General features: G+C 65.8%; 25 protein-coding genes and 1 pseudogene. 13 read left to right on the top strand and 13 right to left on the bottom strand.

Annotated features, from left to right (window positions below; genetic code table 11):
* The first annotated feature begins 23 nt into the window (after window positions 1-23).
* Window positions 24-377, top strand: coding sequence for a PilZ domain-containing protein (locus CSW63_RS05700; protein WP_062094534.1), 354 nt, complete (start codon window positions 24-26; stop codon window positions 375-377).
* Between the two features lie 78 nt (window positions 378-455).
* Here the strand turns inward: CSW63_RS05700 and CSW63_RS05705 are convergent, their stop codons facing one another.
* Both CSW63_RS05705 and CSW63_RS05710 read right to left on the bottom strand, forming a co-directional pair.
* Window positions 456-887 carry a helix-turn-helix domain-containing protein gene (locus CSW63_RS05705; RefSeq protein ID WP_062094542.1) on the bottom strand — a complete coding sequence of 144 codons (432 nt, stop codon included), beginning with the start codon at window positions 885-887 and terminating at the stop codon, window positions 456-458.
* A gap of 201 nt (window positions 888-1,088) precedes the next feature.
* Window positions 1,089-1,916 carry an acyl-homoserine-lactone synthase gene (locus tag CSW63_RS05710; protein ID WP_099502727.1) on the bottom strand — a complete coding sequence of 276 codons (828 nt, stop codon included), beginning with the start codon at window positions 1,914-1,916 and terminating at the stop codon, window positions 1,089-1,091.
* 133 nt (window positions 1,917-2,049) lie between these two features.
* On the opposite strand from CSW63_RS05710, the gene CSW63_RS05715 reads away from it, so the two are divergent.
* Window positions 2,050-2,376 carry an Mpo1-like protein gene (locus CSW63_RS05715; RefSeq protein ID WP_062094538.1) on the top strand — a complete coding sequence of 109 codons (327 nt, stop codon included), beginning with the start codon at window positions 2,050-2,052 and terminating at the stop codon, window positions 2,374-2,376.
* Between the two features lies 1 nt (window position 2,377).
* Here the strand turns inward: CSW63_RS05715 and CSW63_RS05720 are convergent, their stop codons facing one another.
* The 3 genes from CSW63_RS05720 to CSW63_RS05730 form a co-directional block, all read right to left on the bottom strand.
* Window positions 2,378-3,106, bottom strand: coding sequence for a LuxR family transcriptional regulator (locus CSW63_RS05720; protein WP_062094540.1), 729 nt, complete (start codon window positions 3,104-3,106; stop codon window positions 2,378-2,380).
* A gap of 185 nt (window positions 3,107-3,291) precedes the next feature.
* On the bottom strand, window positions 3,292-4,815 hold the full coding sequence (locus CSW63_RS05725) for a response regulator (RefSeq protein ID WP_062099221.1): 1,524 nt from the start codon (window positions 4,813-4,815) through the stop codon (window positions 3,292-3,294).
* A 188-nt stretch (window positions 4,816-5,003) separates the two neighbouring features.
* Window positions 5,004-7,835, bottom strand: coding sequence for a TonB-dependent receptor (locus CSW63_RS05730; protein ID WP_099502725.1), 2,832 nt, complete (start codon window positions 7,833-7,835; stop codon window positions 5,004-5,006).
* 470 nt (window positions 7,836-8,305) lie between these two features.
* Here CSW63_RS05730 and queC point away from each other — a divergent pair, with 470 nt between their 5' ends.
* The 3 genes from queC (at window position 8,306) to CSW63_RS05745 (ending at window position 10,101) form a co-directional block, all read left to right on the top strand.
* Entirely contained in the window at window positions 8,306-9,034 is a 729-nt protein-coding gene (gene queC, locus CSW63_RS05735) for a 7-cyano-7-deazaguanine synthase QueC (protein WP_062094240.1), read from the top strand.
* Window positions 9,031-9,663 carry a 7-carboxy-7-deazaguanine synthase gene (queE, locus tag CSW63_RS05740; protein WP_062094241.1) on the top strand — a complete coding sequence of 211 codons (633 nt, stop codon included), beginning with the start codon at window positions 9,031-9,033 and terminating at the stop codon, window positions 9,661-9,663. Before queC ends, queE begins: the two co-directional genes overlap by 4 nt.
* Before the next feature lie 72 nt (window positions 9,664-9,735).
* On the top strand, window positions 9,736-10,101 hold the full coding sequence (locus tag CSW63_RS05745; RefSeq protein WP_062094242.1) for a 6-carboxytetrahydropterin synthase: 366 nt from the start codon (window positions 9,736-9,738) through the stop codon (window positions 10,099-10,101).
* Between the two features lie 6 nt (window positions 10,102-10,107).
* On the opposite strand, the gene CSW63_RS05750 is transcribed toward CSW63_RS05745, so the two are convergent.
* The 6 genes from CSW63_RS05750 to CSW63_RS05775 form a co-directional block, all read right to left on the bottom strand.
* Window positions 10,108-10,350 (bottom strand): hypothetical protein, encoded by a 243-nt coding sequence (locus CSW63_RS05750; protein ID WP_062094243.1) that lies wholly within the window; start codon window positions 10,348-10,350, stop codon window positions 10,108-10,110.
* Window positions 10,351-10,398: 48 nt separating this feature from the next.
* The gene (locus CSW63_RS05755) at window positions 10,399-10,941 is read right to left on the bottom strand and encodes a response regulator (RefSeq protein ID WP_062094244.1); all 543 of its coding nucleotides are present in this window, start codon (window positions 10,939-10,941) and stop codon (window positions 10,399-10,401) included.
* A 176-nt stretch (window positions 10,942-11,117) separates the two neighbouring features.
* Window positions 11,118-12,236, bottom strand: coding sequence for a chorismate synthase (aroC, locus tag CSW63_RS05760; protein WP_062094245.1), 1,119 nt, complete (start codon window positions 12,234-12,236; stop codon window positions 11,118-11,120).
* 76 nt (window positions 12,237-12,312) lie between these two features.
* Window positions 12,313-13,671 carry a hypothetical protein gene (locus CSW63_RS05765; protein WP_062094339.1) on the bottom strand — a complete coding sequence of 453 codons (1,359 nt, stop codon included), beginning with the start codon at window positions 13,669-13,671 and terminating at the stop codon, window positions 12,313-12,315.
* Window positions 13,672-13,766: 95 nt separating this feature from the next.
* Window positions 13,767-15,095 (bottom strand): M56 family metallopeptidase, encoded by a 1,329-nt coding sequence (locus CSW63_RS05770; protein ID WP_062094246.1) that lies wholly within the window; start codon window positions 15,093-15,095, stop codon window positions 13,767-13,769.
* Entirely contained in the window at window positions 15,092-15,466 is a 375-nt protein-coding gene (locus CSW63_RS05775) for a BlaI/MecI/CopY family transcriptional regulator (protein ID WP_062094247.1), read from the bottom strand. The genes CSW63_RS05770 and CSW63_RS05775 overlap by 4 nt, the downstream gene beginning before the upstream one ends.
* 224 nt (window positions 15,467-15,690) lie before the next feature.
* Here CSW63_RS05775 and CSW63_RS05780 point away from each other — a divergent pair, with 224 nt between their 5' ends.
* Both CSW63_RS05780 and CSW63_RS05785 read left to right on the top strand, forming a co-directional pair.
* Window positions 15,691-16,089, top strand: a complete 399-nt coding sequence (locus CSW63_RS05780; RefSeq protein ID WP_127846942.1) for a hypothetical protein — start codon at window positions 15,691-15,693, stop codon at window positions 16,087-16,089.
* Between the two features lie 61 nt (window positions 16,090-16,150).
* Window positions 16,151-17,110: a GNAT family N-acetyltransferase gene (locus CSW63_RS05785; protein ID WP_062094249.1), complete on the top strand. Its 960-nt coding sequence runs from the start codon at window positions 16,151-16,153 to the stop codon at window positions 17,108-17,110.
* Here the strand turns inward: CSW63_RS05785 and CSW63_RS05790 are convergent.
* Both CSW63_RS05790 and CSW63_RS05795 read right to left on the bottom strand, forming a co-directional pair.
* Window positions 17,046-17,798 carry an EAL domain-containing protein gene (locus CSW63_RS05790; protein WP_062094250.1) on the bottom strand — a complete coding sequence of 251 codons (753 nt, stop codon included), beginning with the start codon at window positions 17,796-17,798 and terminating at the stop codon, window positions 17,046-17,048. The genes CSW63_RS05785 and CSW63_RS05790 overlap by 65 nt on opposite strands.
* Window positions 17,799-17,942: 144 nt before the next feature.
* Window positions 17,943-19,270, bottom strand: a pseudogene (locus CSW63_RS05795) (aspartate aminotransferase family protein).
* A 68-nt stretch (window positions 19,271-19,338) separates the two neighbouring features.
* Here CSW63_RS05795 and CSW63_RS05800 point away from each other — a divergent pair.
* The 6 genes from CSW63_RS05800 (at window position 19,339) to CSW63_RS05825 (ending at window position 26,930) form a co-directional block, all read left to right on the top strand.
* Window positions 19,339-20,010: a GntR family transcriptional regulator gene (locus tag CSW63_RS05800; protein ID WP_062094252.1), complete on the top strand. Its 672-nt coding sequence runs from the start codon at window positions 19,339-19,341 to the stop codon at window positions 20,008-20,010.
* A 64-nt stretch (window positions 20,011-20,074) separates the two neighbouring features.
* The gene (locus CSW63_RS05805; RefSeq protein WP_062094253.1) at window positions 20,075-21,565 is read left to right on the top strand and encodes an aldehyde dehydrogenase; all 1,491 of its coding nucleotides are present in this window, start codon (window positions 20,075-20,077) and stop codon (window positions 21,563-21,565) included.
* A 5-nt stretch (window positions 21,566-21,570) separates the two neighbouring features.
* A complete protein-coding gene (locus CSW63_RS05810; protein ID WP_062094254.1) occupies window positions 21,571-23,016 on the top strand; it encodes an NAD-dependent succinate-semialdehyde dehydrogenase in 1,446 nt (481 codons plus the stop codon).
* Window positions 23,013-24,365, top strand: a complete 1,353-nt coding sequence (locus CSW63_RS05815) for an aspartate aminotransferase family protein (RefSeq protein WP_062094255.1) — start codon at window positions 23,013-23,015, stop codon at window positions 24,363-24,365. The genes CSW63_RS05810 and CSW63_RS05815 overlap by 4 nt, the downstream gene beginning before the upstream one ends.
* The gene (locus CSW63_RS05820) at window positions 24,362-25,744 is read left to right on the top strand and encodes a glutamine synthetase family protein (RefSeq protein WP_062094256.1); all 1,383 of its coding nucleotides are present in this window, start codon (window positions 24,362-24,364) and stop codon (window positions 25,742-25,744) included. Before CSW63_RS05815 ends, CSW63_RS05820 begins: the two co-directional genes overlap by 4 nt.
* Window positions 25,745-25,823: 79 nt before the next feature.
* The gene (locus tag CSW63_RS05825) at window positions 25,824-26,930 is read left to right on the top strand and encodes a PotD/PotF family extracellular solute-binding protein (RefSeq protein WP_062094257.1); all 1,107 of its coding nucleotides are present in this window, start codon (window positions 25,824-25,826) and stop codon (window positions 26,928-26,930) included.
* The last annotated feature ends 21 nt before the right edge of the window (window positions 26,931-26,951 follow it).

Consider the following 26,951-nt stretch of genomic DNA (forward strand, 5'->3'; position numbering starts at 1 on the left):
CCGCGACGTGCGTTTATCCCCTCATGACGAGGCGCGCGTCGGACGCGGAACATGATCGAAGGACGGCCGTCCGCATCCAGACTCAGAGGTCCGGCAAGATCCTGTGCGGCGCCTTTGCATGGGATTGCGTGATCCGGGATCTTTCCAGCCAGGGCGCGCGGGTTCAGATGCTGACGGGGGCGGCCCCTGCGGGGCAGATTCAGCTCGTAGATCTCGTCGCGGGCCTGGCGCATGACGCGTCGGTCGTGTGGCAACGGGATCGCGAACTGGGCCTCAAGATCATGCGAACCTATGACCTGCGCGGCCTGGCGCCGGCGGCGGCGGGCACCGCCAAGCGTATCTGGAGCGCTTCGCGATCCGAGGCGTCGGCAGGGTAGAGGCGCAAAAAAAGAGAGCTCCGATCCTCAGATCGAAGCTCTCCTTTTTAGTGCAGGGCCGGCTAATGGTAACCAGGCTTAGGCTTGGTCGCGCGACGCCTCGTCAGCCATGGCGCGGACGAGATCCAGCACTTGGCGCCGGACGCGACCACGACCGATGCGCGGGAAAACTTCGGCCAGTTCCAAGCCTTCCGGGGTCGTCAGGAACTCCTGGACCACCTTCTCGGCGCGCAGGCTGGCGTCATCGACCTCGGCGCCGCTCATCGGATCAGCCAGGCCGTCAAAGAAAAACGACACCGGGACCTGAAGGGTCTTGGCGATCTCGTAAAGCTTGCTGGCGCTGACGCGGTTGGCGCCGCGCTCGTACTTCTGAACTTGCTGGAAGGTCAGCCCCAGGGAATCAGCCAATTGCTCCTGGCTCACGCCCAAGAGCTTCCGGCGCATGCGAACACGTCCGCCCACATGCAGGTCCACGGGGTTGGGGCGACGGCCTTCGGTTTCTTCGCTCATCTTTTCTTCCGCCTCCAACGGTTGTCCCGAGAACATGGCACGACCGTTGCGTTGGTGAAAGCCAAGCGCCCCTGGCGCGGCGTTACGTCGCGATGGTGGCGCTTCCTTCCCTGGTTCGGAAGCTAACGGTCGGAAAGACGATTCGCCGCCAACCAGAACTTGATCAGCGCCCGCTTCGCGCGAGTGCGGGCGGCCTCGACCTTAGGCGTTCAGAGTTCTCACCTCGGGCATGGAGGCTGAGCGGCTGTCCCAGATTCGCCGGGCTCGGCCCGTGTTGTCGTGCAGGCGATACAGGGTTTCGGCGGCCAGGACCTCGTCCCGCTCAGCGCCTGTGACCAGTTGCGGAGTCATCGCGCGCGTGACCTGGCGTTGGACCGCCGCGAGATCGCCGAAGGCCATCAAGTCCAGGCTGTCCACTTCGTATCCGACGGGCGACTCGCGGCCGATGGCCTCCAGAACACGATCTAGCAAACCCTGCGAGATCGCGATCTCCGAGCCGGCCACCACGCCATGCGGATACGGTCGGGGGATCCCGACCAGGCGCGTGTCGATCGGGGAGTTGAGGATGCCGGGATAAAGCTGCATGTCGATCATCCCCACGAAGCGCGTCACGCCGTGGCGGAGGGCCAGTTCGAACGCGGCGGCCCAGCACTCGAACACGCGCTCGCCTCGGCCGGGACCCTTGCGCCGGCGGTAAGCCTCCGTGGTGAACAGGCGCGTGGCCTCCCACACGTCGGCGCCCTTCTTGGGCGTCTCGCCGGGCGCGATGAGATGGGCGAACTTGTCGGCCAGCATGCAGCGATCGTCGGTCGGACGCAGGCGCAGGCCGACCTCGAGCTGCATCTCGGCGTTGAATCCGAGCAGATAGATGGCTCGATGATCGTCGTAGTCGTCGACCTCGCCGCCATCCAGCACCACAAGATCCACCCAGCCGGACTTCTCGACGCACTGCTTGCGGCGTTCCTCGTGCATCGCCCAGAGCTGGGGTCCGTAGAGGTGACGATTTTCGGACGTGATGATGTGGATCATGGCCTGCCCCAGAGCTGTGAACTGGAGGCATTAAGGCCCGGCGGGGCCCCGGCCGCCGATAGGCCAAACGGCCTATGCGCCCGAACGTGCGAGGCGCTTGCCATGGATCCGGGGAGGGCGCAGCCTAGCCGTTATGGACAGCGCCCCCTCCACCCGCGTCGCCGAGCGCCACCAGAGCTTTGCGGCGTTCTATCCGTTCTACATTTCCGAGCACGCCCATCCTGTCAGCCGACGCCTGCACGTGGTGGGTACGAGTCTGGTGATCGTCTTCTTGGTTCTGGGATTGGGGCTGGATTGGCGCTTCTTCGTCGCTGCGCCGCTGACCGGCTACGGCTTCGCCTGGGTCGGTCACTTCGTGTTCGAAAAGAACCGTCCGGCGACCTTCAAGTATCCGGTCTACAGCTTGATGGGCGATTTCCGGCTTTGGTTCGAGACTGTGACTGGGCGACGCAAGTTCTAATCTAGAGCTTGCTGAACAAGCCCAGTTCACCGGCCTTCAGCACCGCTTCCTGGCGCTTGACGACGCCCAGGCGCTTCTTGGCCGCCTCGACATGGTGATGCACCGTTCGGGGCGACAGCTCGAGGATGGCGCCGATCTCCCAGTCGGTCTTGCCGCGACTGGCCCAGTAGAGGCATTGGGCCTGCCGCTCGGAGATGACGCCGTAGTCTGGATTGTCGTCCTGCAGTTCCCAGTGCTTGAGCATGATGGTGCCGAACACGGTGGCGAGGCTTTCGATCACGGCGCGCGCGGCCGGATCGGTGTCCGGGGCCTCCGTCGACATCCGTATCAGCACCTCCTGGCCGGCGGGCCCGAAGACCCGGACGACATAGCCGTCGTTCATGCCCAGGTCCGAGGCCTCGCCCCACATCGATTGTGCACGACTGTCGCCGATGGGCTTGGCGTCCGTCCAGGCGAAGGAGCGCGGCGAGCGCAGCAGCAGCTTCACGCAGGGATCATGGACGACGTAGCGCTGGCCCCAATAGCGCTGGTCCCAGACCTCGAAGTCCTGGCGGCTCAGCGTGGGCGGTTCCTTGCCGTAGTGCTCGGCGTTGACCAGCGTGGCGCAGAACTTGTCATACCCGAAGGCGGCGATGGCTTGCGCGAACGCGATCTCAACATCTTCCGCCGTGCGCAGATGTGGGGCCTGGCTCAAGAACGCCCAAGCCTGTTGTTCCGCCGTCGTCAGCACGCCTTGCTCCGTACGCTACCGTCCGCAAGCTAAGGTCAGTTCGTCGGAAAGAAAACTGTGGCGGAAGCTCGCGGTCTAGAGCGTGACGCCGAAAGTGGGAGCCGGCTTCGGCACGGGTCACGCTCTGGTGTTTACTCTAGAGCCTTGTTATCGCGTCAAACGATTCCGTTTTGACGCGCAAGGCTCTACGCGGCCGCTTCGGCGTCTTCGTCCGCGAGCAGAGCGTTCAGCACCATGGCGAGGCGCTCGGGCTTGATCGGTTTCTCGACCACGTCCTGCATGCCCGCAGCGAGGTAGGTCTGCACGTCGGCCGGGTCGGCGTTGGCGGTGAGGGCCACGATCGGGGCCGAGCCGCACCGTCCTCCCAACTCGCGGATCGCGCGCGTCGCCGCGACGCCGTCCATGCGTGGCATCTTGATGTCCATCAGGATCAGGTCGTAGCGACCGCCCTTGGCCATCTCCACGGCCTCCAGGCCATCGACGGCCTGTTCGGAGGTGCAGTCGAACATGTCGCAAAGCGCTTCGGCGACCATCCGGTTCGTCGCGTTGTCGTCGACGATGAGAATGTGCGCCGCGCGTCCGCCTGCTGTTTCGGGCGCGTCTTGCGCGGCCGCCTCGGCGGCGGCGGCTTCCAGGGACAGACTGAAGCCGACCGTAAGACCCGCCCCCCGATTGGCTTCGGCGACCAGTTGACCGCCCATGGCGCCGATGACCTTCCGGGCTAGCGCCATGCCTACGCCCAACGCCATTTCGCTACGGTCCTGCGCGCCGACCTCGCCCAAGGGATCGCTGACGCGGGCCAGACGGTCTTCGGCTAGTCCGCCGGCGTTGTCGCGCAACTGGCAGTCCAGCGTGATCCGTTCGCCTTCGCCCCGCCCGGTGAGGCGAACTTCGGTCATGCCGCGCCCGGCCGATAGCGCATTCTCGATGAGGATGTCGATGACCTGAAGTAGGCGCTCGCCGTCCACCTGGACGCCGCACTCGGGTTCGCCGTCGTAGGACACCAGCAGGGTCGAGCCGCCCTCCTGCGCCCGATGGGCCCAGCGCGCTTCGACCGCGTCGGCTAGATCGCGGAGACGGGTCGGGTTGGAGGACAGGGATAGTCCGCCATGGACCGAACGATGCAGATCCACCGCGCGGCCGACCGTCGCGCTCATGTCGCGGCTGGTGTCGCCGATGGCGCGCACGAAGGCTGCGGCGTCGGGTGTCAGGCGTTGTTGCTCAAGGCGCTCGGTGATTGCCAGCACGCCGTCCAGATGGGCGCCAATATCGACAGCCATGCGCTCCACCATCGCCATGGCGTCGTTGGCCTCGCGCTGGCGCCGGCGATGCGATGTCAGGAGTGAGCCCAGTCCGCCGACGCCCGCGTAGCGCCCGTCGGCGTCGACGGCGACATAGGCGGTGCGAAAGATCGGCGTCGGGCTGTCGGCAAGGGAATTTACGAACGCGTCGGCGTTGGTGTCGATCAGAACCTTGCGCGGTGCGGTGTCCATGATCTCGGCGATGGGCCGCTCGGCGAGATCGGCGCCAGCCACGCGCATCATGCCCTGCAGAACGTCCCGATAAACGAGGCCCACGGGCATGTCGTTTTCGACCACGGGCAGCGCGGCGAGCGTCGGATCGGCGTCGAACATCGCAGCCACGGCCGCGCTCGGCGTCGCCGATGCGATCGGCGCGACAGGATCGATCAGACGGGAAAGCGTTTCCATGCGGCGCTTCGTCAACGGCTCGGGGCCGCCAACTTGCCCCGTGCGCCCTTGCGGAGTCGTTAAGGTGACAACGCACGGACCTTAGGAATCGGGCCTGCCGGGCCTTATCGGTCCCTTAAGGGGGGCGACCAAGCAAACGGGGCGGCGGATTGACCGCCGCCCCTCCATGTCCGCTTGGCGAGCTGGGCTTACCAGGACTTGGTGATCGCGATGCCGTACAGACGCGGCTCGGCGGTGATCACGTTGGTGAACAGACCCGAGCTGTCGTCGGTGGTGTAGGCGTCGACGATCGGCGTCTTGTTGCCGATGTTCTTGACATAGGCGTCGATGGAGACACCCCACTCAGGCTTTTCTACCTTCAGCGTGATGTTGCCGTTGTCCCAGGACTTCAGCAGATCGTAGGCGGTGTTGTAGACGCGAGCATATTGCTTGCTCTGGCGGTAGTAGTCTCCGCGCAGGGTCGCCGACCAGCCGCCGGACAGCTCGAAGGTGTACTGGGCGCCCACCGAGGTGGTCCAGTGCGGGGAGTTCGGCAGTTCGTTACCCGACAGGTTCGCCGCCGTACCTTCCAGCGAATAGCCGGCCCCGTAGGCGTAGAGCCCCGTGGCGTTGGCCAGGAACGCCGCCGTGGCCGCCGGCAGGCCCGCGCCGCCGGCCGCAGCCGGAGCCGCCAGGAAGCCCTGATAAGCTGCGGCGCCCGAACAGGCGAAAGGCAGGGTCGCACCTGCGCCCGCGCCGAGGATCGTGGCGACGCCCGCCGTGGTGAGCACGCAGTTGGCGCCGACCGACGAGGCGTTCGGACCCACCTTTACCACGGTGTAGGCGGCGTTCGACTGGGTGCGGTTCATGGTGTCGATCGAGCTGACGCCGTCGCCGATCTTGGTCTTCAGGTAACCGATATTGGCGTTCAGACGCAGGTTGCGGACCGGCGACCAGATCGATTCCAGCTCGAAGCCGTGGACCTTGGCGTCGACGTTCTCGTTCACCGAGGTGCGGTTCACGATCTTCGAGATCTGGTACCCCTTGTAGTCGTACGAGAAGGCGGTCGCGTTGAAGAGCAGGCTGCCCCCCAGCATCGTGTTCTTGGTGCCGACCTCGATCGCGTTGACGAATTCAGGTTCGAAGGTCTGCTTGATGCCGACCGAGTTGGCCGGCACGCCCGGGTTGATGCCGCCGCCCTTGTAGCCCTTCGAATAGAAGGCATAGAGCAGCGTATCGTCCGTGAAGCCCAGATGCGCCTTGTAGTCGACGCCGGCCCGGCCGGTGGTCTCGTTGAAGCGCGCGCGCTGGTCAGGATTGGTGGGGTTCAGGGTCAGGCCGTAGCCCGGCGCCAGGAGCACGGTCGAGTAGTTCTTGACCGCCTTCTTGTCGCGGGTCTGGCGCAGGCCCAGGGTGAACTTCAGGTCGTCGTTGACCTGATAGTAGACCTCGCCCAGCAGAGCGTCCGACACTAGGTTATAGGGCGTGCGGTTGTCATAGTAGTTGTGGCCGTCGCCGGTCGGGTTGGCCGAGGTGTCGATCCCGATGCAGTTGGCGGTGGTCGCCGGGTTGCAGGTCGGGTTGCCCGTGCGCTGGAAGTTCAGGGCCATCGACGACAGGGTCAGCGAGTTGCCGATCACGTAGTAGTCGGTCAGCGTGCGATAGGTGAAGTGGATGCCGCCGACGGTGAAGTTCAGCGGACCGTCAAAGGCCGACTGCAGGCGGAATTCCTGGCTGAACTGCTCGGAGCGGCCCGATGAGACGTCGATGGTGGTGAACTTGTTGGTGCGGCCGACCTGCGGGTCGGTGAAGAAGCCGCCCGGCGTGAACGGTGTGTTGTTGAACGGAACCGCAGCGACGTTACGGTTGTAGTCCTGCTTGGTGAACACGTCGCCCTTGCCGTACGACGTCATCGACGTGAAGGTCAGCTCGTCGGTGATGTCGTAGTTCAGGGTGAACTGGTAGGTGTTGGACTTCGACTGATAGAGCGGATCCAGCGCGGTCTCGATCTCGCGCAGGTTGGTCGAGGTGGTGTCGCCGGCGTTCACGTCCCCCGAGGTGAAGCCGAAGATATTGCCGAGCAGGCCGGTCAGCGAGCCCGACGTGTTCACCGTTCCATAGGCGGCGGGCGTGTAAAGCGAGCCCGGCAGACAGCCTTGTGTGAGGAAGACGCGTGACGCGCCGGTGGGCACGCCGCCGACGGTCGCCGGACCGTTGTCCTTGTTGCAGAGCTGCTTGCCGGTACGGGCGCGGCTGTCGTCTTCGTGGAAGCGTTCCCACAGGAAGTTGGTGCGCAGCTTCTCAGTGGGGTTGAACATCACCTGGACGCGGGTTGAGTACAGATCCCGGTCGTCGACCTTGTGCCCGTTGAAGGTGTTGGTCACGAAGCCGTCGCGCTTCAGGGTGGTCCCCGCCAGGCGCACGGCCAGCTTGTCGCCGAAGATCGGCACGTTCACCATGCCGCGCAGCTTCATCGAGTTGTAGTTGCCGTATTCGGCGCGAACGTTCGCTTCGAACATGTCGGTCGGCTTGGCGGTGATCACGTTGACCACGCCGCCGGTGGCGTTACGGCCGTACAGCGTGCCTTGCGGGCCGCGCAGCACTTCGACGCGCTCGACATCGTAGAACTCGGCTTCGAACAGATTGCCCGACTGCTGCGGGGCGTTGTTCATGTGAACGCCGACGCCCTGGTCAGCCGAAGCGCCGACGGCTTTGGCCCCGATGCCGCGGATCTGGAAGTTGAAGCTGTTGGTGAAGTTGCTCTTGGCGAAGGTGACGTTCGGGATCGCGAGCTGCAGGTTGGGGCCGCCGTCGATCTTCTGCGCTTCCAGGGTGTCCTGGCTGAACGCCGACACCGCGATCGGCACGTCCTGCAGCGCTTCTTCCTTCTTCTGGGCGGTGACGACCAGCTCTTCGATGACGGTCGTGTTCTGCTGAGCGGGCTTGGCCTGCTGGGCGAACGCGGGGACGGCGAAACCGGAGATCGCGACCGCCGAAGCGCCCATGACCAGCAGGCTCCGCATACGCAGAGTTTGCGACATTGAATTCCCTCCCTGAACGCAAGCGGCGCCTTATGGGTGGCGCCTGCGAGCGTCGATGTTTCCTCGGCGCCGTACTGTTTTCACCGCGTGGGCGTACGGCGAGCCCCTCGCAGCATTGGGAGATTGCATACTTGCGTTTGAAGGCTGTCAACTGGCCAAAATGTAAGTGAACAGCGATAGGTTACGGCTTTTCACTTTCCGGGAGGTGGTGTTCTCCTGGAGCGCGTAAGTTCTGAGGCGATTAGAAGAACCGGTTTGTGATTTCCCTTGCGTAAGTGAGTGGGTGGCGGCGGTTCCTTGGCTAGCCAACGCTAAGCTTATCATTAGTTCGTAGGCGAAAGAGTTCGCTGGAATTAGTCGGCGGAGTATTGGGATGGTCGCTGACGTGCGCGGCGAGCGGTTCCGAGCTCGACGGTCCTCGTGTAGAGAAGGGCCATGTTCCCCCTTTTCATGGAAGTCGAGAGGCCCGCATGAGCCCCCGTGAGCGCCAGGCGGCCCTGGTTCTGTTTTCCGGCGGCCAGGACAGCAGCGTCTGCCTGGCCTGGGCGCTGCAGCGCTATGATCGTGTCGAGACGGTCGGCTTCGACTACGGTCAGCGCCACGCGATCGAGATGGAGGCCCGCCAGGCGGTGCGTCGTGAGATCGCCGCCGGCTTTCCGCAATGGGCCGAGCGCCTGGGCGAGGATCACGTCCTCGATATCCGGAGCTTCGGCCAGGTCGCCCAGTCGGCCCTGACGGCGGACCGCGCCATCGAGATGACCGAGCGCGGCCTGCCCTCGACCTTCGTGCCGGGGCGCAATCTGGTGTTCCTGATCTACGCGGCCGCCTTGGCGGACCGGCGGGGCGTCGACGCCTTGGTCGGCGGCATGTGCGAGACCGACTTCTCGGGCTATCCCGACTGCCGTCGCGACACGCTGGACGCCATGCAGAGCGCCCTGAACCTCGGCATGGACCGCGACTTCCGCATCGAGACGCCGCTGATGTGGCTGACCAAGGCCCAGACCTGGGGGCTCGCCAAGCAACTCGGCGGCGAGGACCTGGTCCGGCTGATCGTCGAGGAAAGCCACACCTGCTATCAGGGCGAACGCGGCGAACTGCATGCGTGGGGGCATGGCTGCGGGACCTGCCCCGCGTGCGAGCTTCGCGAAAAGGGCTATGTCGAGTGGGACGCGGCGGGGCGCGAGGCGCTGGCCCAATGACCTACTCCGTCAAGGAGGTCTTCCTCACCCTGCAGGGCGAGGGCGGGCAGGCGGGCAAGGCGGCGGTGTTCTGCCGCTTCTCCGGCTGCAACCTGTGGAGCGGGCGCGAGCAGGATCGGGCCAAGGCCGTCTGCACCTTCTGCGACACCGACTTCGTTGGGACCGACGGTGAGAACGGCGGCAAGTTCGCCACCGCCGAGGACCTGGCGGCCGCGGTCGAGGCGCAGTGGCGCGGCGGTCCAGATGATCGTCTGGTCGTCTGCACCGGCGGCGAGCCGTTCCTGCAACTGGATGAGGCCGCCATCGCGGCGCTGCACGCCCGTGGATTCCAGATTGCGGTCGAGACCAATGGCACCCTCCAGGCGCCGGCCGGGGTCGACTGGATCTGCGTCAGCCCCAAGGCCGACGCCCCAGTCGTTCAGACCTCGGGCCAGGAACTGAAGCTGGTGTTTCCGCAGGAGAAGGCCATGCCCGAGCGCTTCGCGGGCCTCGATTTCGAGCGCTTCTATCTTCAGCCGATGGACGGTCCGGACCGCGACGCAAACACGCAATTGGCCGTGGCCTATTGCCTTTCGCACCCACAATGGCGTTTAAGCGTCCAAACGCACAAATATCTCGGCCTGCCCTGACGGATAAGGCGCGCGACTTGGTGACAGGGTCGTTGCGCTAGAGCCTCCCAGGCCTAGTCAAAGAAGCAACAGATGAAGCCCGTCTTCGAGATCACGAAGGCCGCGTATTTCGACGCGGCCCACTACATCGAGCAAGGTCCGTCCGACCATCGCTATCGCCGCCTGCACGGCCATTCGTTCAAGGTCGAGGCCAGCGTGCGCGGCCCCATGCAGGAGGCCGGGTGGGTCGCCGATCTCGACCGGCTCGACGTCGCCCTGAAGGCCGTCGCCGCCGAGCTGGATCACGGCCTGCTGAATGACAAGCCCGGTCTGGAAGTCCCGACGCTGGAGCGCCTGTGCCTCTATTTCGCCGAGCGGCTGACGGCCAGTTTCCCGGGCCTGTCGCGGGTGGTGCTGTCGCGTCCGACGATCGGCGAGACCTGTTCGCTGGCGCTGTAGGGCGGGCTACTCTTCTTCCTCGCGGTGGTCGCGAGGGGCGTTCTTGTCGCTGTCACCGGGGATGATCGCCTTACCTGTGGCGACAACCGCCTTGCCGCCGACCTTGGCTGCGCCGCCCACGACCGCGCCCGTGACCCCGATCGCGGTTCCGGCGACCGTGCCGACGGCCGCTGCGGCCATGCAACTGGCCTGGGTCAGGGACAGAGCGCCCAGAAGCAGAGCGATCGGGGCAAGGCGGCGGAGGGTCATGGCGAAACTCGTCAGGCGCTGTTCACCCTCTTCTAGACGCGGAATGGTTTACAGTCTGCGCGTCGGATGGCCGCGTTCCAGATCGGCCTCGTCCAGATAGACCCGTTCGCTGTCCTCGGCCCGGCGTCGGGGACCGCGATAGCGAGGGTCGTCGCGTCTGCGGCGATCCGGCCCGAAATAGTCCGCCGTGCGTATGAACGGGCGGGGGTTCTCGATCAGCAGGGTCAGGCGATGGACCAGGCCACGCGCCGTAATGGGCTTGGCCAGGAACTCATTGACCCCCGCGTCGCGGGCCTCGCGCACCCTGCGCTCGGTGGAATGGCCGGTGATCATGACAATGGGGCAGAAAGGATTGGGGCTGTCGGGTGATCGCCGCAAGAGGTTCACGAACTCGACGCCGTCGAGACCGCTCATGGAGAGGTCGGTCAGCACCACGTCGATATAGGTCGAGCGCATGGTCGCCAGCGCCTCGGCTCCGTCCCGCGCTTCATGAATGTGGCGCACGCCGATCGCGCGCAGCATCTCGATCAGCAGGATCCGCATGTGCTGGTTATCTTCGACCAGCATGACCTTCAGGAGGTCGAATCGCACGCTAAGCCTCCCTTGGGTCTTCGCGTTTTAAGCAACCATGGCGCGCAAATTGTTTCACGGCCGCCACGTGGGCGCAGACGCTTAGCGGTCTGCGAGCGACCAGGTCAAGTTGGAACGTCCAACAAAATCAGTGCCATTACACGAGTCTGGGGTGGCTTGACGCGTTGGGCGCCGTCTCAGCGACTCTCGCCCAGCGGGAAGGCGTCCCGTCCCGTCTGGCCACGATGGCGGAGGAAAGCGTCGGCCAGGACGCAAGCGGTCATCGCCTCGACCACGGGGACCCCCCGGATGCCGACGCAGGGGTCATGGCGACCCTTGGTGCGCAGGTCGATCTCTTCACCGGCCTCGTTGACCGTCTGGCGCGGGATCAAGATGGAGGAGGTCGGCTTGAACGCGACGCGCGCGACGACGGATTGCCCGGTCGAGATGCCGCCCAGAATCCCGCCGGCGTGATTGGACTGGAAAACAGGCTGGCCGTGTTCCCCCATCCGCATGGTGTCGGCGTTTTCCTCGCCCGTCAGCGCCGCGCTGTCGAAGCCGTCGCCGATCTCGACGCCCTTGGCGGCGTTGATCGACATCAGGGCCGAGGCCAGTTCGGCGTCGAGCTTGCCATACAGCGGCGCGCCCCATCCGGCGGGAACGCCCGTGGCCTCGACCTCGACGACAGCGCCGGTGGAGGAGCCGGCCTTGCGGATCCTCTCAAGGTGCTCCTCCCAGACAGGTACGATCGCCGCGTCGGGCGCCCAGTAGGGGTTCTGCTCGGTTTGAGCCCAGTCCCAGTTGGACCGATCGATCTTGTGCGGTCCGATCTGAACCAGAGCCGCGCGCACGGTCACCCCCGGAATGATCAACCGCGCCACCGCGCCGGCCGCCACCCGCGCGGCGGTCTCGCGCGCTGAACTGCGCCCGCCGCCGCGATAGTCGCGCACGCCGTACTTGGCGAAATAGGCATAGTCGGCGTGGCCGGGCCGGAAGGCCTGGGCGATCTCCGAATAGTCCTTGGAACGCTGGTCGGTGTTCTCGATCATCAGGCTGATCGGCGTGCCGGTCGTGCGCTGGCCGTTCGAGCGTTCGTCCTCGAACACCCCCGACAGGATGCGCACCGCGTCCGGCTCCTGGCGCTGGGTGACGAATTTGCCGCTGCCCGGGCGGCGCTTGTCGAGAAACGCCTGGATCATCTCCGCCGTCAGCGCGATTCCGGGAGGGCAGCCGTCGACGACGCAGCCGAGCGCCGGACCATGGCTTTCGCCCCAGGTGGTGACGCGGAACAGGTGACCAAAGGTGTTGTGCGACATGGCCCGGCTTCTAGCGGAAAGCACGCCAGGGGGCAAAAGCGGCAAGATCCTCCCCCGTCAAAGGGGAGGATCGGGGCTATCCCCGCGCCTTCGCCGCATCGGCGAGGTAAAGCTCTAGGTTCGTCCAGCCCGAACCATCCTTGGCCAACGCCGCGCCGTCGGCCAGCTTGGGGTTCAGGCCGCGCGTCTTCTCCCAGGCGTCTGGCATGCCGTCGCCGTCGGTGTCGGTTAGCGCCTTGCCTGCGGGCAGAACCGGCCAGCCGCCGACGTCCTCCTGGGTGTTGATCACCTTGCCGGTGCGCGTGCGAACGCCCTCGACGATGCGGCGATCGACCGGATCGCGCCACACCGAGGCCCCGGCGTCGGCCAGCACTCGCTCATAGGCCTTATCGGCGCTTTCCGGCGTCACCGGCGCGACGTCGAGCGGGGCGGTCAAACGATAGCCGGCCGGTTCGGGAATGGTAAAGGTCACCAGGCTCCACGGATCGGCGGGAACCACGCCGTCCATGCTGTTGCCGGCGAAGTAGCCCTTGGCCTCCAGATTGCTCTCCTGGAAGATCACACGCTTGCCGGTGTTTGGGCCGGGCACATAGGCATTGTCGACGAAGTTGTAGGCCGCGCGCGTGGCCGTGTCGGCGTTGTAGCCGGCATAGCCCTTGCCCCAGTTGTAGAAGACGTTGGAGCGGAAATCGAACAGGGGTCCGACGGGGTCCTTGTCCGGTCCGTCGTAGTTCCCGGGCCTTGGCATGCGGGCCATGTGGTTGGCCCATAGGTTGTGGTGAAAGCTGATCCGGCTGCCCTGGCCGCCTCGGATCAGGCTGCCATAGCCGTGGTCGCCCTTGACGTGGATCGAGTGCGCCAGGCTCTCGGCGATGATCGACCACTGGACAGTCAGGTCATGGAACCCCTGGCCTGCCTCAGTGTAGCGGGCAGAGGCCGACAGGGTCTCGTCCACAGACCAACTGGCCGAGACGTGATCCAGGATGATCCGCCGGCCGCCGCTGATCCAGATCGCATCGCCCTCGACCTTGCTCTCAGCGCCCAGGCGCGAGCGGATGAAGCGGATGACGACATCGTCCGCGCCGATCACCAGGGTCTGGTCGCGCAGGGTGATGCCGCCGCCCGGCGCGGTCTGGCCGGCGATGGTGATGCGCGGGTGGCTGATCTTCAAAGGTGACTTCAGCTGGATCGTCCCGGCGACGTCGAACACCACCGTGCGCGGCCCCTTGGCCTCGACCGCCGCGCGGAGCGAGCCCGGCCCGGCGTCGTTCAGGTTGGTGACCCGCAAAACCGCGCCGCCGCGCCCGCCGAGACTCAAGCGTCCCGCCCCCTCGGCGCCGGGAAACGCGACGAGCTCGCCGGCGAGCGCCGGCGAGGCGACGAACATCATCAGGGCGAACGCGCCCGTGACGGCGTGAAGTCGGCGGTCTCGCATGGCGTTTCCCTCGAAGACATCGGCGATCAAGCCGCCGTCGGGTCTGCCGCGAAAATGCCGAGCGGAGCCGCTTTTGTCCACCGGTGTCATTGGCCCTACATGATGACGTTCAGCACCATTCGCTGGGCGGCGCCTGACTCGTAGTTCGTGAGTTCCAGCGTCTTGATCGATCCACGGGGAAGGTTGCTCGGATCAAAGCCAGCCGGGGGCGTGGCTCCGTTGAGCAAGATGCGTGTCGCAGCGGTGTTCGGGCGGAGTTTGAGTTTCACGTCGCCCGAATAGATGGTCCTATCGATGGGCGCTCCGAACCTGTCCTTGGCTTGCGGTGGCCGGACGCGGCGCACTTCGTCGGCGACGATGTCAATCAGCAGCCCGTCATCGTCGCTGATCGTGCTGTGGGCGTAGCTCGCGCGGTCGATTTTCTTTTGCGCCAGCGCCATTGCGCCGCCGGCCGTCAGCGTGGCGATCAGGACCGCGAGGGCTCCGAGGGCCGCCTTGCGGGCAGTGCTCGCGGGCGCTTGGGGTTTGGCAATGGCCTCTAGACGCATGGCGATTGATCTCCTCGATTTGCCGGTGAAGGCTGGTTGAAGCTCTGGCGTGCTTTGTGCGCGTAGAGCGCGGACCAGGTTTTCGGCGTAGCGACGTCGCGCGCGAGCGTCGGCGCCCTCGAGGGCTATGCCGTCACATCGTTCCTCGCGAACGGCCGCCGCGCGGATGTGCAGCGCGCCCTGGGGCGCCGCCATCCAAAACAACCCGGCCGACAAGCCCTCGATCAGGAGCCGCCAGTTGTCGTGGCGTTTGAGGTGAGCCAGCTCGTGGACGCAGATTGGTAGGAGTTGCTCAGTCTCCAACTGCCGGCTCAGGTCGGCGGGAAGCAGGATCACGGGTTTGAAAAGGCCCGCGAGAAGGGGCTGTTGAACGTCTTCACTGAGGCGAACGTCGGGCCAGACGCAGCCAAGCCGCCGGGCCGCGTCGCGCACCGCGAGGGTAAGATCAGGCTGCGCGGGGATAGCGTCGCGGACAATGGCCCTCAGGCGCAACAGTCCGATGACCTGCCGCGCCACCGCGACGACAAGCCCGCCGAACGCCCCGAGAACAAGCCCCCGCGCCAGGACCTCAGAGATCTCAGGGACGAGCGGGGCGGCCTCGGAGACCTGGCTGAAAGCGGCTGTGGCCCCGACGGCCATGTTGCTGACAAGGGTGATCTTCTGGACCGGAGCGGTCAGCGATCCGGGCATCAGCGCGGCGCCGACCGTGAGGGCCAGAGCGGACGGGGCGAGGGCCGTGGCGAAGCCCCATACCCGGTCGCGCGGCCCCGGATCGCGGGTGAGCTTGTCTGAGAGCGTCCCCAACGCCCAGCCCAGACCCGCAGCGGGCCAGGCGACCAGCAAGCCAAGCGCCGCAGAGGCCAGCAGCGGGTTCACGCGTCATCCTCCGGCTTGGTGGTGTTCAGCAGCGCCTCCAGTTCCTGGATCTCCGTCTCCGACAGAATCTGGCTGCCTGAGAAGGCCGAAGCTGGCAGGCGTCCATCGATCTCGAGCAGGCTGCGAAGGCGGTTCAGCACGCCACCGATGACATGCACCTTGGCCTTTTTGGCTTCGTACACCGCCAGGCCGTGCACAGAGCGGCGGGTCAGCAGGCCCTTGGCCACCATGCGCTCCAGCACGGTACGGGTGGTCGAGCCGCTCCAACCCAATTCGGGCTCGATGGCAGCCTGCGCCTCGCGGGCGCTCATCGCGCCGCCCCGCCAGAAGGCTTTGAGCACTTCCAGCTCCAAGTCCGACGGTTCGGTCATCCCGTGCCTCCTTGATGTAGCGAGTACGCTACAAATGTAGTCGACTCGCGTCAAGTGTGGTGAGTCCGGTTTGGGGGTGGCATTCAGGCGCGTTCGTTTTACGTCTGTAGTGCAAGATTACAAATGTAAGTTCTTGGGCCGTGAATCCCATTCATCCTGAAAAACCGCCGCGCGACCGCCGCTCCGCCCGTCGGTGGCGAAGTGTGGGGCTCGCCCTCGGTTTCTTGGCGGTGCTGATCGTGGGCGCTCAGATCGTGGCGCGCCACGATCGCGCCGAGCAGACCCGTAGAGATCTGACCTGGCGGCGGCTTGCTGGCCCTTCATGTCCGCCGCTTGACCCGAAAGTCTTCCGCGCCATGACGCGGTATCCTCAGGCGACTCCTTACGACGATGTGCTGTATCGGCGCTTTGGTGGGGCGATGACCTGCACTCATCTGGTCGATCGTATCAACGGCGCAAAGGTCCGATATCAGGTATGCAAGTTCAGCGCGCCCGAATATCTGGCTGTAGCCCAAGGGGGCGCGGAACGTTTCTACGACCTGTCCAACGGCCGGTCCGCCGCCGTCACCGTGAACGGCGGGCAAGTTCGCTGCGTTGCTATCGCGCCATTCGCGATGAAATAGGCCTTGCCTCTCCTTCTATAACATAGCTAGCTATATAGCACGCTATATTGAGGGGGCGGCGATGGACGTAGATCTTCTGGCGGGCTTGGGCGTCGGGTTTCTCGGCAGCCGGCTGAAGCGCCTGGCCGAGCGGATGCAGGCCGATGCGGCCGAGGTGGCGCGGTCGTTGGCGCTACCGGTGCAGCCGGCGCAGATGTCGCTGCTGATGGCGATCCGCATGCATGAGCCGATCGCGGTGGGCGAACTGGCCGAGCGCCTGCAATTGGCCCAGCCCACGGTCACCCGCGCGCTTGGGCCCTTGGAGCGGGACGGCTTCATCGAGACGCGCCGGACGCCGGGCGATCAGCGCTCCAAACGGCTGGTGTTCACCGACAAGGGGCGAGCGTTGATGGCACGGATCCAGACCGAGCTCTTGCCCCGTATCGAGCCGGCGGCGGCTGAACTGGTCGCCGGACTCGCCGGCGACTTCATGCTGGGCCTTTCTCAGGCGGAGGCGCGGCTGGCGGAGCGATCCTTGCTGACCCGCGCCCAAATGGCGGGACGTCCGATGATCTGGGCGCGCGACTTCTCCGACGATCTCGCAGAGGCTTTCTATCGGATCAACGCCGAGTGGATTCAGGAGATGTTCGCCCTGGAGGACAACGACATTGCGCTGTTGTCGAAGCCTCGAGACCTGATCCTTGACCGGGGCGGTGTGGTGCTGTTCGCCGAAACGGCCGACCTTGGCGTCGTGGGAACCTGCGCCCTGATGGTCTCCAAGGACGGCTGGGTCGAGCTGACCAAGATGGGCGTGCTCAAGAGCGCGCGTGGGCTTAAGGCGGGCGAGTTCCTGCTGGCCAAGACCCTCGAACGGGCGGCGAGTCTCGGCATGGACAGGATCTATCTACTGACCAACCGCAAGTGCGCCGCCGCTATCCATCTCTATGAGAAGCTGGGCTTCGTCCACGACGAGGAGATCATGCGGAAATTCGGGGCGCGCTATCAGCGCTGTGACGTGGCGATGTCGTATCGCCCGCAGTGATCGCGGTCAGGTCGGGCGTCGCCAGCCCCTGAAACATGGGTTTCGCGATTACGTAGCCCTGGATGTAGTCGACGCCCAGGTCGCGCAATGCGGCGAGTTCGTCGATCGTCTCCACGCCCTCGCAGATGGCAAGCGCGTCGAGCTCGCTGAGCATTTTCAATAGGTTTGAGACGATTACGCGCTTGCCGCGATCGCGGTCGATGCCGCGGATCAGCTCCATATCCAGCTTGACTATGTCTGGCTGGTATTGGGCCAGCAGGTTCAAGCCCGCATAGCCTGCGCCGAAGTCATCGATCGCCGTCTTGAATCCCATGGCCCGATAGGTGCGCAGGATGTTCAGCACATGCTGGATGTCCAGCTTCTCGTTTTCGGTGAACTCGAAGATCAGGCGATTGAGCGGAAAGCCCGTCCGCATGGCGGTCGCCAGCGTCAGGCGAATACAGGCGCGCGGTTCGTAGACCGCGTTCGGCATGAAGTTGATGGAGAGATGGGCGTCTGTTTTCGGGAGATCCAGCGTGGTGGCCAGCTCGATCGCTTTGACCCGGCACTGCTGGTCGAACACATAGCGGTTCTGATCCGAAATCGTTGACAGAACCGTCCCCGCGCCCTGGCCTTCAGGACCACGCGCCAAGGCCTCATAGGCGAAGACCTTGCCGGAGCACAGGTTGATGATGGGCTGGAAGGCCATCGAGAACGGCGTCTCGAAGTCCTGACCATCCCGGCACCCGGCGCATGCTTTGGACACGGTCTACCCCTAGAATTTAAAAGGAAATCAGGGATGACCGAAAAAGATGAAGCCAGACTTAGTGCGCCTGCGACAGTCTGCCGCGCCTCAGTCCACTTTCGACAGCACGGCCCGGAGGGTCTCGACCATCCGGTCGATATGGTCCTTCTCCAGAATCAGCGGCGGCGACAGGGCGATGATGTCGCCGGTGACGCGGATCAGAAGGCCTTGGTCGAAGCAGGTTTCGAACACCTCCATCGCGCGGGCGGTGGGCGCGCCGGGACGCGGCTCCAGCTCGATGCCCGCGACTAAACCAAGGTTGCGGATGTCGACGACGTGGCGGGCGTCGGCGAGGCTATGCAGGGCCTCTTGCCAATAGTTCTCCAGGCTGGCGGCGCGGGCGAAGAGGTCGTCCTCGCGATAGGTCTCCAGTGTCGCGAGACCGGCGGCGCAGGCCAGCGGGTGGGCCGAATAGGTATAGCCGTGGAAGAGCTCGATCGGGGCGTCTGCGCCGTCCATCATCGCGTCGTAGATCTTGCCCGAGGCGGCGACCGCGCCGCAGGGGACTGCCGCGTTGGTCAGGCCCTTGGCCATGCAGATCATGTCCGGCGTGACCCCAAAACGGTCGGCGGCGAACGGGGCGCCGACACGGCCAAAGCCGGTGATGACCTCATCGAAGATCAGCAGGATGTCGTGCTTGTCGCAGATAGCTCGCAGGCGCTCCAGATAGCCCTTCGGGGGATAAGCACGCCGGTAGAGCCCGCGACCGGTTCGACGATCACGGCCGCGATGTTGGAAGCGTCGTGCAGCGCCACGATCCGTTCCAGGTCGTTGGCCAGGTGCGCGCCGTGCTCGGGCTGGCCTTTGGCGAACTGGTTGCCGGGTAGGCCATGGGTGTGAGGCAGGTGGTCGACGCCGGTCAGCAGGCTGCCGAAGTACATCCGGTTCTTGGGAATCCCGCCCACCGAGATGCCGCCGAAACCCACGCCGTGATAGCCGCGCTCGCGCCCGATCAGCCGGGTCTTGGTCCCCTTGCCGCGCGCGCGGTGATAGGCGAGCGCAATCTTCAGCGCCGTGTCGACCGACTCCGAGCCCGAGTTGGTGAAGAAGATCCGGTCCAGGCCCTGCGGGGTGATCTGGGCCAGGCGTGAAGCGAACTGAAACGCCAGCGGGTGGCCCATGTTGAAGCAGGGCGCGTAGTCCATCTCCGCCGCCTGCTTCTGGATCGCCTCGCGGATCTTGGGCCGGTCATGGCCGGCGTTGACGCACCACAGTCCGGACGTCGCGTCCAGCACCTCGCGGCCTTCGGGCGTGCGGTACCACATGCCGCTGGCCGAGGAGAGCATCCGGGGGTGGGCCTTGAACCGCCGGTTGGGCGTGAACGGCATCCAGAAGGCGTCGAGGTCGTTGGCGCCGAAATCGGGCATGGGCGGGATCCTTGCGAGCGCTTGCATTGTGATCGCAATTGGGGGCCAAATGGCAAGGCCTTCCTGGAAACCCGCGCATGAAGACCCGCCGGCCGCTCGCCGATTCCACAGCCGTCCACGACCAGGTGTACGAGGCGATCCGGCAGGCTCTGATCACCGGGCGCATCGCGCCGGGCAAGGGCGTCTCGCTGCGCAGTCTCGCCGCCGAACTGGGCGTGTCGCCGATGCCCGTGCGCGACGCGGTGAGACGGCTGGTGGCGGAACGCGCCCTGGCGATCAACCCGGCCAACAAGCGCCTGTCCGTGCCCTCGCTGACGGCCGACCGCCTGGAGCAGTTGTCGATGGCCCGCCTTTGGGTCGAGCCTGAATTGGCCGCGCGAGCAGCGGCCCGAGCTGACACCGGGCTCGTGCGTCAGCTCCAGGCCATCGACGCCGACCTCGACGAGGCGCTTCGCTTGGGGGACGTGGACCGCTACATGGCCGCCAACCATGCGTTCCACTTCGCGCTCTATGAGCGGGCGGACGCCGAGGTCCTGCTGGCCATGGCGGGTGGTCTTTGGTTGCAGATCGGACCGTTCATGCGTGTGGTCTTCGGTCGGGTCGGCGCCGACGTGCTGGTCGCCGACCGTCATGCCGAAGCGATCGAGGCCATCAGGGCCGGGGACGTCGACGGCGCCCGCCGCGCCATCGCCGCTGACCTTTCCGAAGGCATGGAGAAGATGCGCGTCGCCGTCGAGGCCGCCCTGTAAGTCAGGCGCTTGACACGGCCGGTGGCTCGGAAAACTGTGATCACAATTATTGGGATTTTGTTGCGTGACCCTTCCCGCCGACATCGCCGAGCGCCTTGCCAGGCTCGCGCCGCCCAGCCGGGCGGTGATCGACGGCGACTTGGTCGAGGCCGCATCGGGCGCGACCTTCCACAACGTGTCGCCTCGCAACGGGCAGGTGCTGAACCTCGTGACGGCCTGCCAGGCGGAGGACGTCGAGCGCGCCGTCGCTGGCGCCCGCGCGGCGTTTGAGGACGGCCGTTGGCGCGACCAGGTGCCCCGCCAGAAGAAGGCGGTGCTGTTCCGCCTAGCCGAACTGATGGAACGCGACGCCGACGAACTGGGGCTGCTGGAGAGTCTGGATGTCGGCAAGCCGATCAGCGACGCCCGGAACGTCGACATCCCGCTCGCGATCAACACCTGTCGCTGGTACGCCGAAGCGCTGGACAAGGTCTATGGCGAGGTGGGCGCCTCGCCTGCGGATCGGCTGAGCTATGCTGTTCACGAGCCGCTCGGGGTGATCGGCGCGATCGTGCCGTGGAATTTCCCGCTGCACATGGCGATGTGGAAGGTCGCCCCGGCCCTTGCCATGGGCAATTCGGTCGTGCTGAAGCCCGCCGAGCAGTCGCCGCTGAGCGCGTTGAAGCTGGGCGAGCTGGCGCTCGAGGCCGGGCTGCCGCCGGGCGTTCTGAACGTCGTGCCGGGCCTGGGCGGCGTCGCCGGCGAGGCGCTGGCGTTGTCGATGGATGTCGACATGATCGCCTTCACGGGCTCTGGCCCCGTGGGCCGGCGGCTGATGGAGTATTCGGCCCGCTCGAACCTCAAGCGTGTGTCGCTCGAGCTCGGCGGTAAGTCGCCGCAGATCGTCTTCGCCGACTGCCCTGACCTGGAGGCCGCCGCCCAGGCCGCCGCCTGGGGCGTGTTCTATAACCAGGGTGAGGTCTGCACCGCCGCTTCGCGCCTATTGGTCGAGGCCTCGATCAAGGACGCGTTCCTGGAGCGCGTGGTCGAGGTCGCCAAAAGCATGCGGATGGGCGATCCGCTCGATCCCTCGACCCAATTCGGCGCCATGGTCAGCGAGCGGCAGATGAACACCGCGCTCGACTATATCGCCACCGCCGACAGCCAGGGCGCGCGGCGCGTGCTGGGCGGTCAGCGCGTGCGCCAGGAGACCGGCGGATTCTATGTTGAGCCGACGATCTTCGATCAGGTCAGGCCAGACCACACCCTCGCCCGGGAAGAGGTGTTCGGCCCGGTCCTTGGCGTGATGAGCTTTGAGTCCGAGGGCGAGGCGATGCGTCTGGCCAATGACACCGTCTATGGTCTTGCTGCGGGGCTCTGGACCGCCGATGTCAGCCGAGCGCTGCGGGGGGCGCGGCGGTTGAAGGCGGGGCTTGTCTGGGTGAACGGCTGGGACGCCTGCGACATCACCATGCCGTTTGGCGGCTTCAAGCAGTCAGGCTTTGGCCGTGACCGAAGCCTTCATGCGTTGCACAAGTACGCCGACCTGAAGTCGGTGTCCGTGACGCTGAGGTGACCTGAATGACCGCCCTGAAACTTGTTGAATCCGAAGCCTTCATCGATGGACGGTGGGTGCGTGGCGATAAGGCCTTCGAGGTGCTGAATCCCGCCGACGGGACCGTTGTCGCCACCGTCGCTGACCTTGGCGCCGACGAGACGACGCAGGCGATCGAGGCCGCCCATCGCGCCTTGCCAGCCTGGGCCGCCAGGACCGCCAAAGAGCGCGGTGCGATCCTGCGTCGGTGGAGCGATCTGATGCTGGCCCACGCCGACGATCTGGCGCGATTGATGACGGCCGAGCAAGGCAAGCCGCTGTCCGAGGCCAAGGGCGAGGTGACCTACGGCGCGGCGTTCATCGACTGGTTCGCCGACGAGGCCAAGCGCGCCTACGGCCACACGATCCCGACGCCCATGCCGGGCAAGCGCCTGGCCTCGATCAAGCAGCCCGTGGGCGTCTGCGCGGCCATCGCGCCGTGGAACTTCCCTATCGCCATGATCACCCGCAAGGTTGGTCCGGCCCTCGCGGCCGGCTGTACGGTGGTGGTCAAGCCGGCCGCCGAGACGCCGCTTTGCGCGCTCGCCATCGCGCGTCTCGCCATCGAGGCAGGCGTGCCGGGCGGGGTGCTGAACATCGTCACGACCACTCGCTCCGCAGAGGTCGGCAAGGTGCTGTGCGACGACAGTCGGGTGCGGAAGCTGTCGTTCACCGGCTCTACGCCGATCGGTAAGGTGCTGTACGAGCAGTGCGCCGGCACCATGAAGAAGCTGTCCCTGGAGCTCGGGGGCAACGCGCCCTTCATCGTCTTCGACGACGCCGATCTGGAGGCCGCCGTCGACGGCGCGATCGCCAGCAAGTACCGCAACGCCGGCCAGACCTGCGTGTGCGCCAACCGCCTGATCGTGCAGTCCGGCATCCACGACGCCTTCGCCGCACGCCTGGCCGAAAAGGTCGCCGCGCTGAAGGTTGGGCCTGGTACGGGCGAGGGCGTGCAAATTGGCCCGCTGATCAATGAGAAGGCCCTGACCAAGGTTGTGGGTCTGGTCAGCGGCGCCATGCAGGGCGGGGCCGAGGTGCTGACCGGCGGCGACGTCCACGGCCTGGGCGGGCTGTTCTACCAGCCGACCGTGCTGGTCGGCGCGAAGCCCGAGATGCGGATCTTCCAGGAGGAGATCTTCGGTCCCGTCGCGCCGATCGTGAAGTTCGAGACCGAGGCCGAGGCGGTCGAGCTGGCCAACGCCACGCCCTTCGGTTTGGCTGCTTACTTCTACAGCCGCGACGTGGGCCGCTGCTGGCGCGTGGCCGAGCAGATCGAGGCCGGCATGGTCGGGATCAACGAAGGCCTGATCTCCACCGAGGTCGCGCCCTTCGGTGGGGTCAAGGAGTCGGGTCTGGGGCGTGAAGGCGCTTCCGAAGGGCTCGATGAGTATCTGGAGACCAAGTACCTGTGTTTCGGTGGGGTAGGATGATCGCCGACCTCGCCCCATCGCTCTCTGACCTCCTCGCCGCCGAGCGCGCCCGCTTCACGGCCGAGCATCCGCGCTCGGTCGCTATGGCCAAGGCGGCGGGCGCCCACTGGCGCGGCGGCGCGCCGATGCACTGGATGAACGATTGGGCCAGCCCATCGCCCATCTTCGCCGCTCAGGGCGTCGGGGCACAGATCACCGACGTTGACGGCAAGCTCTATGACGACTTCTGCCTGGGCGATACGCCGTCGATGTTCGGGCATGGCGATCCGTCGGTCGCCGCCGCTGTCGCCGATCAAGTCAAGCGCGGCGCGGGCTTCATGCTGCCGACGCCGTCCGCCGCCATCGTTGGCAAGCTCTTGGCTGAACGCTTCGGCCTGCCGCTATGGCAGACAGCGACCACAGCCAGCGACGCCAATCGGGCGGCGATCCGCTGGGCGCGGGCGGTCACCGGCCGGCCCGTGATCCTGGTGTTCGACGGCTGCTACCACGGCATGGTCGACGACGCCTTCGTGGTGCTGAAGGACGGCGCACCGGTGATGAAGCCGGGTCTGCTGGGACAGGTCCAGGACCTGACCGCCACCACCCGCGTCGTGCCCTTCAACGACCTCGCCGCCTTGGAAGCCGCTCTGGCGCCCGGCGATGTCGCCGCCGTCCTCGCCGAGCCGGTGATGACCAACTGCGGGATGATCCTGCCCGAGCCCGGCTTCCTGGAGGCGTTGCGTCGCCTGACGCGCGAGGCTGGAACCCTGCTGGTCATCGACGAGACCCACACCATCTCGACCGGCCCCGGCGGCTATACGCGGGTCCACGGCCTGGAGCCCGACGTCTTCGTTCTGGGCAAGGCGGTCGCGGGCGGCGTGCCGGCGGCCGTCTGGGGCGTCACCGCTGAGCTCTCGGCGCGGATGGACGAAGCCCAAGCCAGGATCGGTTCTGGCCAATCGGGTATCGGGACCACCTTGTCGGGCAACGCCCTGGCCATGGCCGCGATGCGGGCCATGCTGACCGAGGTGATGACCGAGACGGCCTATGAGAAAATGCTGGCGGGCGCTGAACGCTTAGTAGACGGCCTTTGTGGCGTGGTCGCGAGGCGCGGGCTGTCCTGGTCGGTGGTCCATCTCGGGGCCCGGGTGGAGCTGGTCTTCGCCGACCCGCCGCCGAAAAACGCCGCCCAGATGCGGAAAGTGCTGGACCACGAGGCGGTGGAAGCGCTGCACTTGTGGCTGATCAACCGGGGCGTGCTGATCGCGCCCTTCCACAACATGATGCTGGTCTCGCCCGTCACCGAAGACGCGGCGATCGACCGACTGGTCGCGGCCGTCGATGGCTTCGCGGCGGCGATGGGGGAATGATGAGCGCTGTAGCCGACATCCAGGAATGCCGCGACTTTCTCGCCGCTAACCCGCAGGTGAGGTTCGTCGAGGTGTTCTTCACCAGCTTGACCGGCGTGCCGCGCGGCAAGCGACTGCGCGTGCATGAGTTGGAGGCGATCTACGAGTATGGCCGCTTCCTCCCCGGCTCGGTGCTGGTGGTCGACACCAACGGCGCTGACTGCGAGGACACGGGCCTGGTCTGGGAAGACGGCGACGCCGACCGCCGCGCGCGGCCCGTGCCCGGAACCCTGACCCTGGCGCCGTGGCTGGGGCCCGACGTCGCCCAAGTGATGCTGTCGCTGTACGAGCTGGACGGAACGCCCAACGATCTCGATCCCCGCCACGTGCTGCAACGCGTCCTCGACCGCTACGCCGCCGACGGTCTGACGCCGGTCGCGGCCTGCGAGCTGGAGTACTACCTCGTCGATCTTCAGCGTGGCCCGAATGGCGAGCTCCTGCCCGCCAAGTCGCTGCAGACCGGTCTGAGACCGACGGGCATCCAGGTCTACGGTCTGCCGGAGCTGGAGGCCCACGCCCCTTTCCTGCGCGAACTGTGGGACGTGGCCGACACGATCGGTGTGCCGCTTGAGGGGGCGATCTCGGAGTTCGCACCGGCTCAGGTGGAACTGACGCTCAAGCACAAGCCCGACACCCTGCGCGCGGCTGATGACGCGGTGCTTTACAAGCGCGCGGCCAAGGGCGTGGCTCTACGTCACGGGATGGAGGCCACCTTCATGGCCAAGCCCTGGAGCGACCGCGCCGGCAACGGCTTCCACGTCCATCTCAGCGTCAACGACGCGGCCGGCAACAATCTCTGCGCCAGCGAGGACCCCGAGGGCTCGGCGCTTCTCAAGCATGCCATCGGCGGCATGAAGGTGCTGCTGGGCGAGGGGATGGCGATCCTTGCGCCGAACGCCAACAGCTATCGCCGGTTCAAAGCCAACAGCTACGCCCCGGTGGCGCCGACCTGGGGTGTGAACAACCGCACGGTCAGCCTGCGCGTGCCGGCCGGTCCGCCCAAGACCCGCCACGTCGAACACCGCGTGGCTGGCGCCGACGGCAATCCGTATCTCGTCCTCGCTGTGCTGCTGGCCAGCGCCCACCACGGCATCACGAACAAGCTGGACCCCGGTCCGGCAGTGATCGGAGACGGCTACGCCGCAGCCGCCAAGGAGAACATTCGGCTGCCCAACAACTGGTTCGCGGCCGTGGACCTGTTCGAGCAGTCGACGGTGCTGCGCGACTATCTCGGCGATCGTTTCGTGGACATGTTTGTCTCCGTGAAGCGCACCGAACAGGCGCGGTTCTTCGAGGTCGTCACCGAACTGGATTTCGATTGGTATCTCCGTAACGCCTGATGGGCGCGGCGATGTAGCGTGAAGTCAGCCTTGGGCTTGGGCCCTGCATTCAACGAAGCGATAGGGGAGTTTCGAGACGATGAGCACGATCACCCAGCGAGGACTCAACAAGGCGGGCCTGAGCCGCCGCTCGCTCCTGACCGCCACCGGCGCCGCCGCGATCGGCCTGACGTTCACCGCCTGCGGTGAGAAGCCCAACGCTACGCCCGGTGGCGAGGAGCCCAAGCTGAACTTCTACAACTGGGACACCTACATCGGCGAAACCACCCTGGGCGACTTCAAGAAGGCGACCGGAATCGACGTGAACATGAGCCTGTTCGCGACCAATGACGAACTGTTCGCCAAGCTCAAGGCGGGCAACCCGGGCTTCGATGTCGTGGTGCCGTCGAACGAGTTCGTGACGCGGATGAGCCAGGGCGGCCTTTTGGAGCCGCTGGACCACGCCAAGATCCCCAACATGAAGAACATCGACCCGTCGTTCCTCAATCCGGACTTCGACCCGGGGCGGAAGTACTCGATGCCCTATACCTGGCTGTTGTTGGGCATCGGCTATCGCAAGAGCAAGGTCCAGGGCGTGCCCGACAGCTGGAAGTGGCTGCTCGACAGCGACAAGTACAAGGGCCGGATCACTCTGCTGTCGGAAAGCGCTGACCTGGTGCGCCTGTCCGCGAAGTATCTGGGCCACTCGGTCAACAATATCCCCGAAGATATGCTGCCGAAGATCGAGCAGATGCTGATCAAGCAGAAGCCGTTCGTGAAGGCGTTCCATGACGACAACGGTCAGGATCTGCTGGCCTCGGGCGAAGTCGATCTGGTGCTCGAGTACAACGGCGATATCGCCCAGGTGATGAAGGACGACCCGGACATCGGCTTTGTCGTGCCTAAGGAGGGGTCTCTGATCAACTCCGACACCCTGTGCATTCCCAAGGGCGCTCCGCGGCCGAACAACGCTCACGCCTTCATCAACTACCTGCTCGACGCGCAGGCCGGGGCCGAGATCAGCAAGACGATCCTGTACCCGACCCCCAATGCAGCGGCCAAGGCGCTGATGCCGGACGATTACAAGAACAACCCCGTGATCTTCCCGCCCGCCGACGTCATGGCCAAGTGCGAGTACGGCGCGTTCGAGGGCGCGGAGAAGGCCAGCCAATACGAGGAACTGATCACCCGGGTGCGGGCGGCTTAAGGACGCGACGAGGAAATAGTT

The organism is Caulobacter sp. FWC26 (assembly GCF_002742645.2).
Lineage (GTDB): Bacteria > Pseudomonadota > Alphaproteobacteria > Caulobacterales > Caulobacteraceae > Caulobacter.

Excerpts from the sequence above, each read along its gene's own strand:
- CSW63_RS05700 (WP_062094534.1), top strand. The coding sequence starts at position 24 with ATGACGAGGCGCGCGTCGGACGCGGAACATGATCGAAGGACGGCCGTC.
- CSW63_RS05705 (WP_062094542.1), bottom strand. The coding sequence starts at position 887 with ATGAGCGAAGAAACCGAAGGCCGTCGCCCCAACCCCGTGGACCTGCAT.
- CSW63_RS05710 (WP_099502727.1), bottom strand. The coding sequence starts at position 1,916 with ATGATCCACATCATCACGTCCGAAAATCGTCACCTCTACGGACCCCAG.
- CSW63_RS05715 (WP_062094538.1), top strand. The coding sequence starts at position 2,050 with ATGGACAGCGCCCCCTCCACCCGCGTCGCCGAGCGCCACCAGAGCTTT.
- CSW63_RS05725 (WP_062099221.1), bottom strand. The coding sequence starts at position 4,815 with ATGGAAACGCTTTCCCGTCTGATCGATCCTGTCGCGCCGATCGCATCG.
- CSW63_RS05730 (WP_099502725.1), bottom strand. The coding sequence starts at position 7,835 with ATGTCGCAAACTCTGCGTATGCGGAGCCTGCTGGTCATGGGCGCTTCG.
- queC (WP_062094240.1), top strand. The coding sequence starts at position 8,306 with ATGAGCCCCCGTGAGCGCCAGGCGGCCCTGGTTCTGTTTTCCGGCGGC.
- queE (WP_062094241.1), top strand. The coding sequence starts at position 9,031 with ATGACCTACTCCGTCAAGGAGGTCTTCCTCACCCTGCAGGGCGAGGGC.
- CSW63_RS05745 (WP_062094242.1), top strand. The coding sequence starts at position 9,736 with ATGAAGCCCGTCTTCGAGATCACGAAGGCCGCGTATTTCGACGCGGCC.
- CSW63_RS05750 (WP_062094243.1), bottom strand. The coding sequence starts at position 10,350 with ATGACCCTCCGCCGCCTTGCCCCGATCGCTCTGCTTCTGGGCGCTCTG.
- aroC (WP_062094245.1), bottom strand. The coding sequence starts at position 12,236 with ATGTCGCACAACACCTTTGGTCACCTGTTCCGCGTCACCACCTGGGGC.
- CSW63_RS05765 (WP_062094339.1), bottom strand. The coding sequence starts at position 13,671 with ATGCGAGACCGCCGACTTCACGCCGTCACGGGCGCGTTCGCCCTGATG.
- CSW63_RS05775 (WP_062094247.1), bottom strand. The coding sequence starts at position 15,466 with ATGACCGAACCGTCGGACTTGGAGCTGGAAGTGCTCAAAGCCTTCTGG.
- CSW63_RS05785 (WP_062094249.1), top strand. The coding sequence starts at position 16,151 with ATGGACGTAGATCTTCTGGCGGGCTTGGGCGTCGGGTTTCTCGGCAGC.
- CSW63_RS05790 (WP_062094250.1), bottom strand. The coding sequence starts at position 17,798 with ATGGCCTTCCAGCCCATCATCAACCTGTGCTCCGGCAAGGTCTTCGCC.
- CSW63_RS05800 (WP_062094252.1), top strand. The coding sequence starts at position 19,339 with ATGAAGACCCGCCGGCCGCTCGCCGATTCCACAGCCGTCCACGACCAG.
- CSW63_RS05810 (WP_062094254.1), top strand. The coding sequence starts at position 21,571 with ATGACCGCCCTGAAACTTGTTGAATCCGAAGCCTTCATCGATGGACGG.
- CSW63_RS05815 (WP_062094255.1), top strand. The coding sequence starts at position 23,013 with ATGATCGCCGACCTCGCCCCATCGCTCTCTGACCTCCTCGCCGCCGAG.
- CSW63_RS05820 (WP_062094256.1), top strand. The coding sequence starts at position 24,362 with ATGATGAGCGCTGTAGCCGACATCCAGGAATGCCGCGACTTTCTCGCC.
- CSW63_RS05825 (WP_062094257.1), top strand. The coding sequence starts at position 25,824 with ATGAGCACGATCACCCAGCGAGGACTCAACAAGGCGGGCCTGAGCCGC.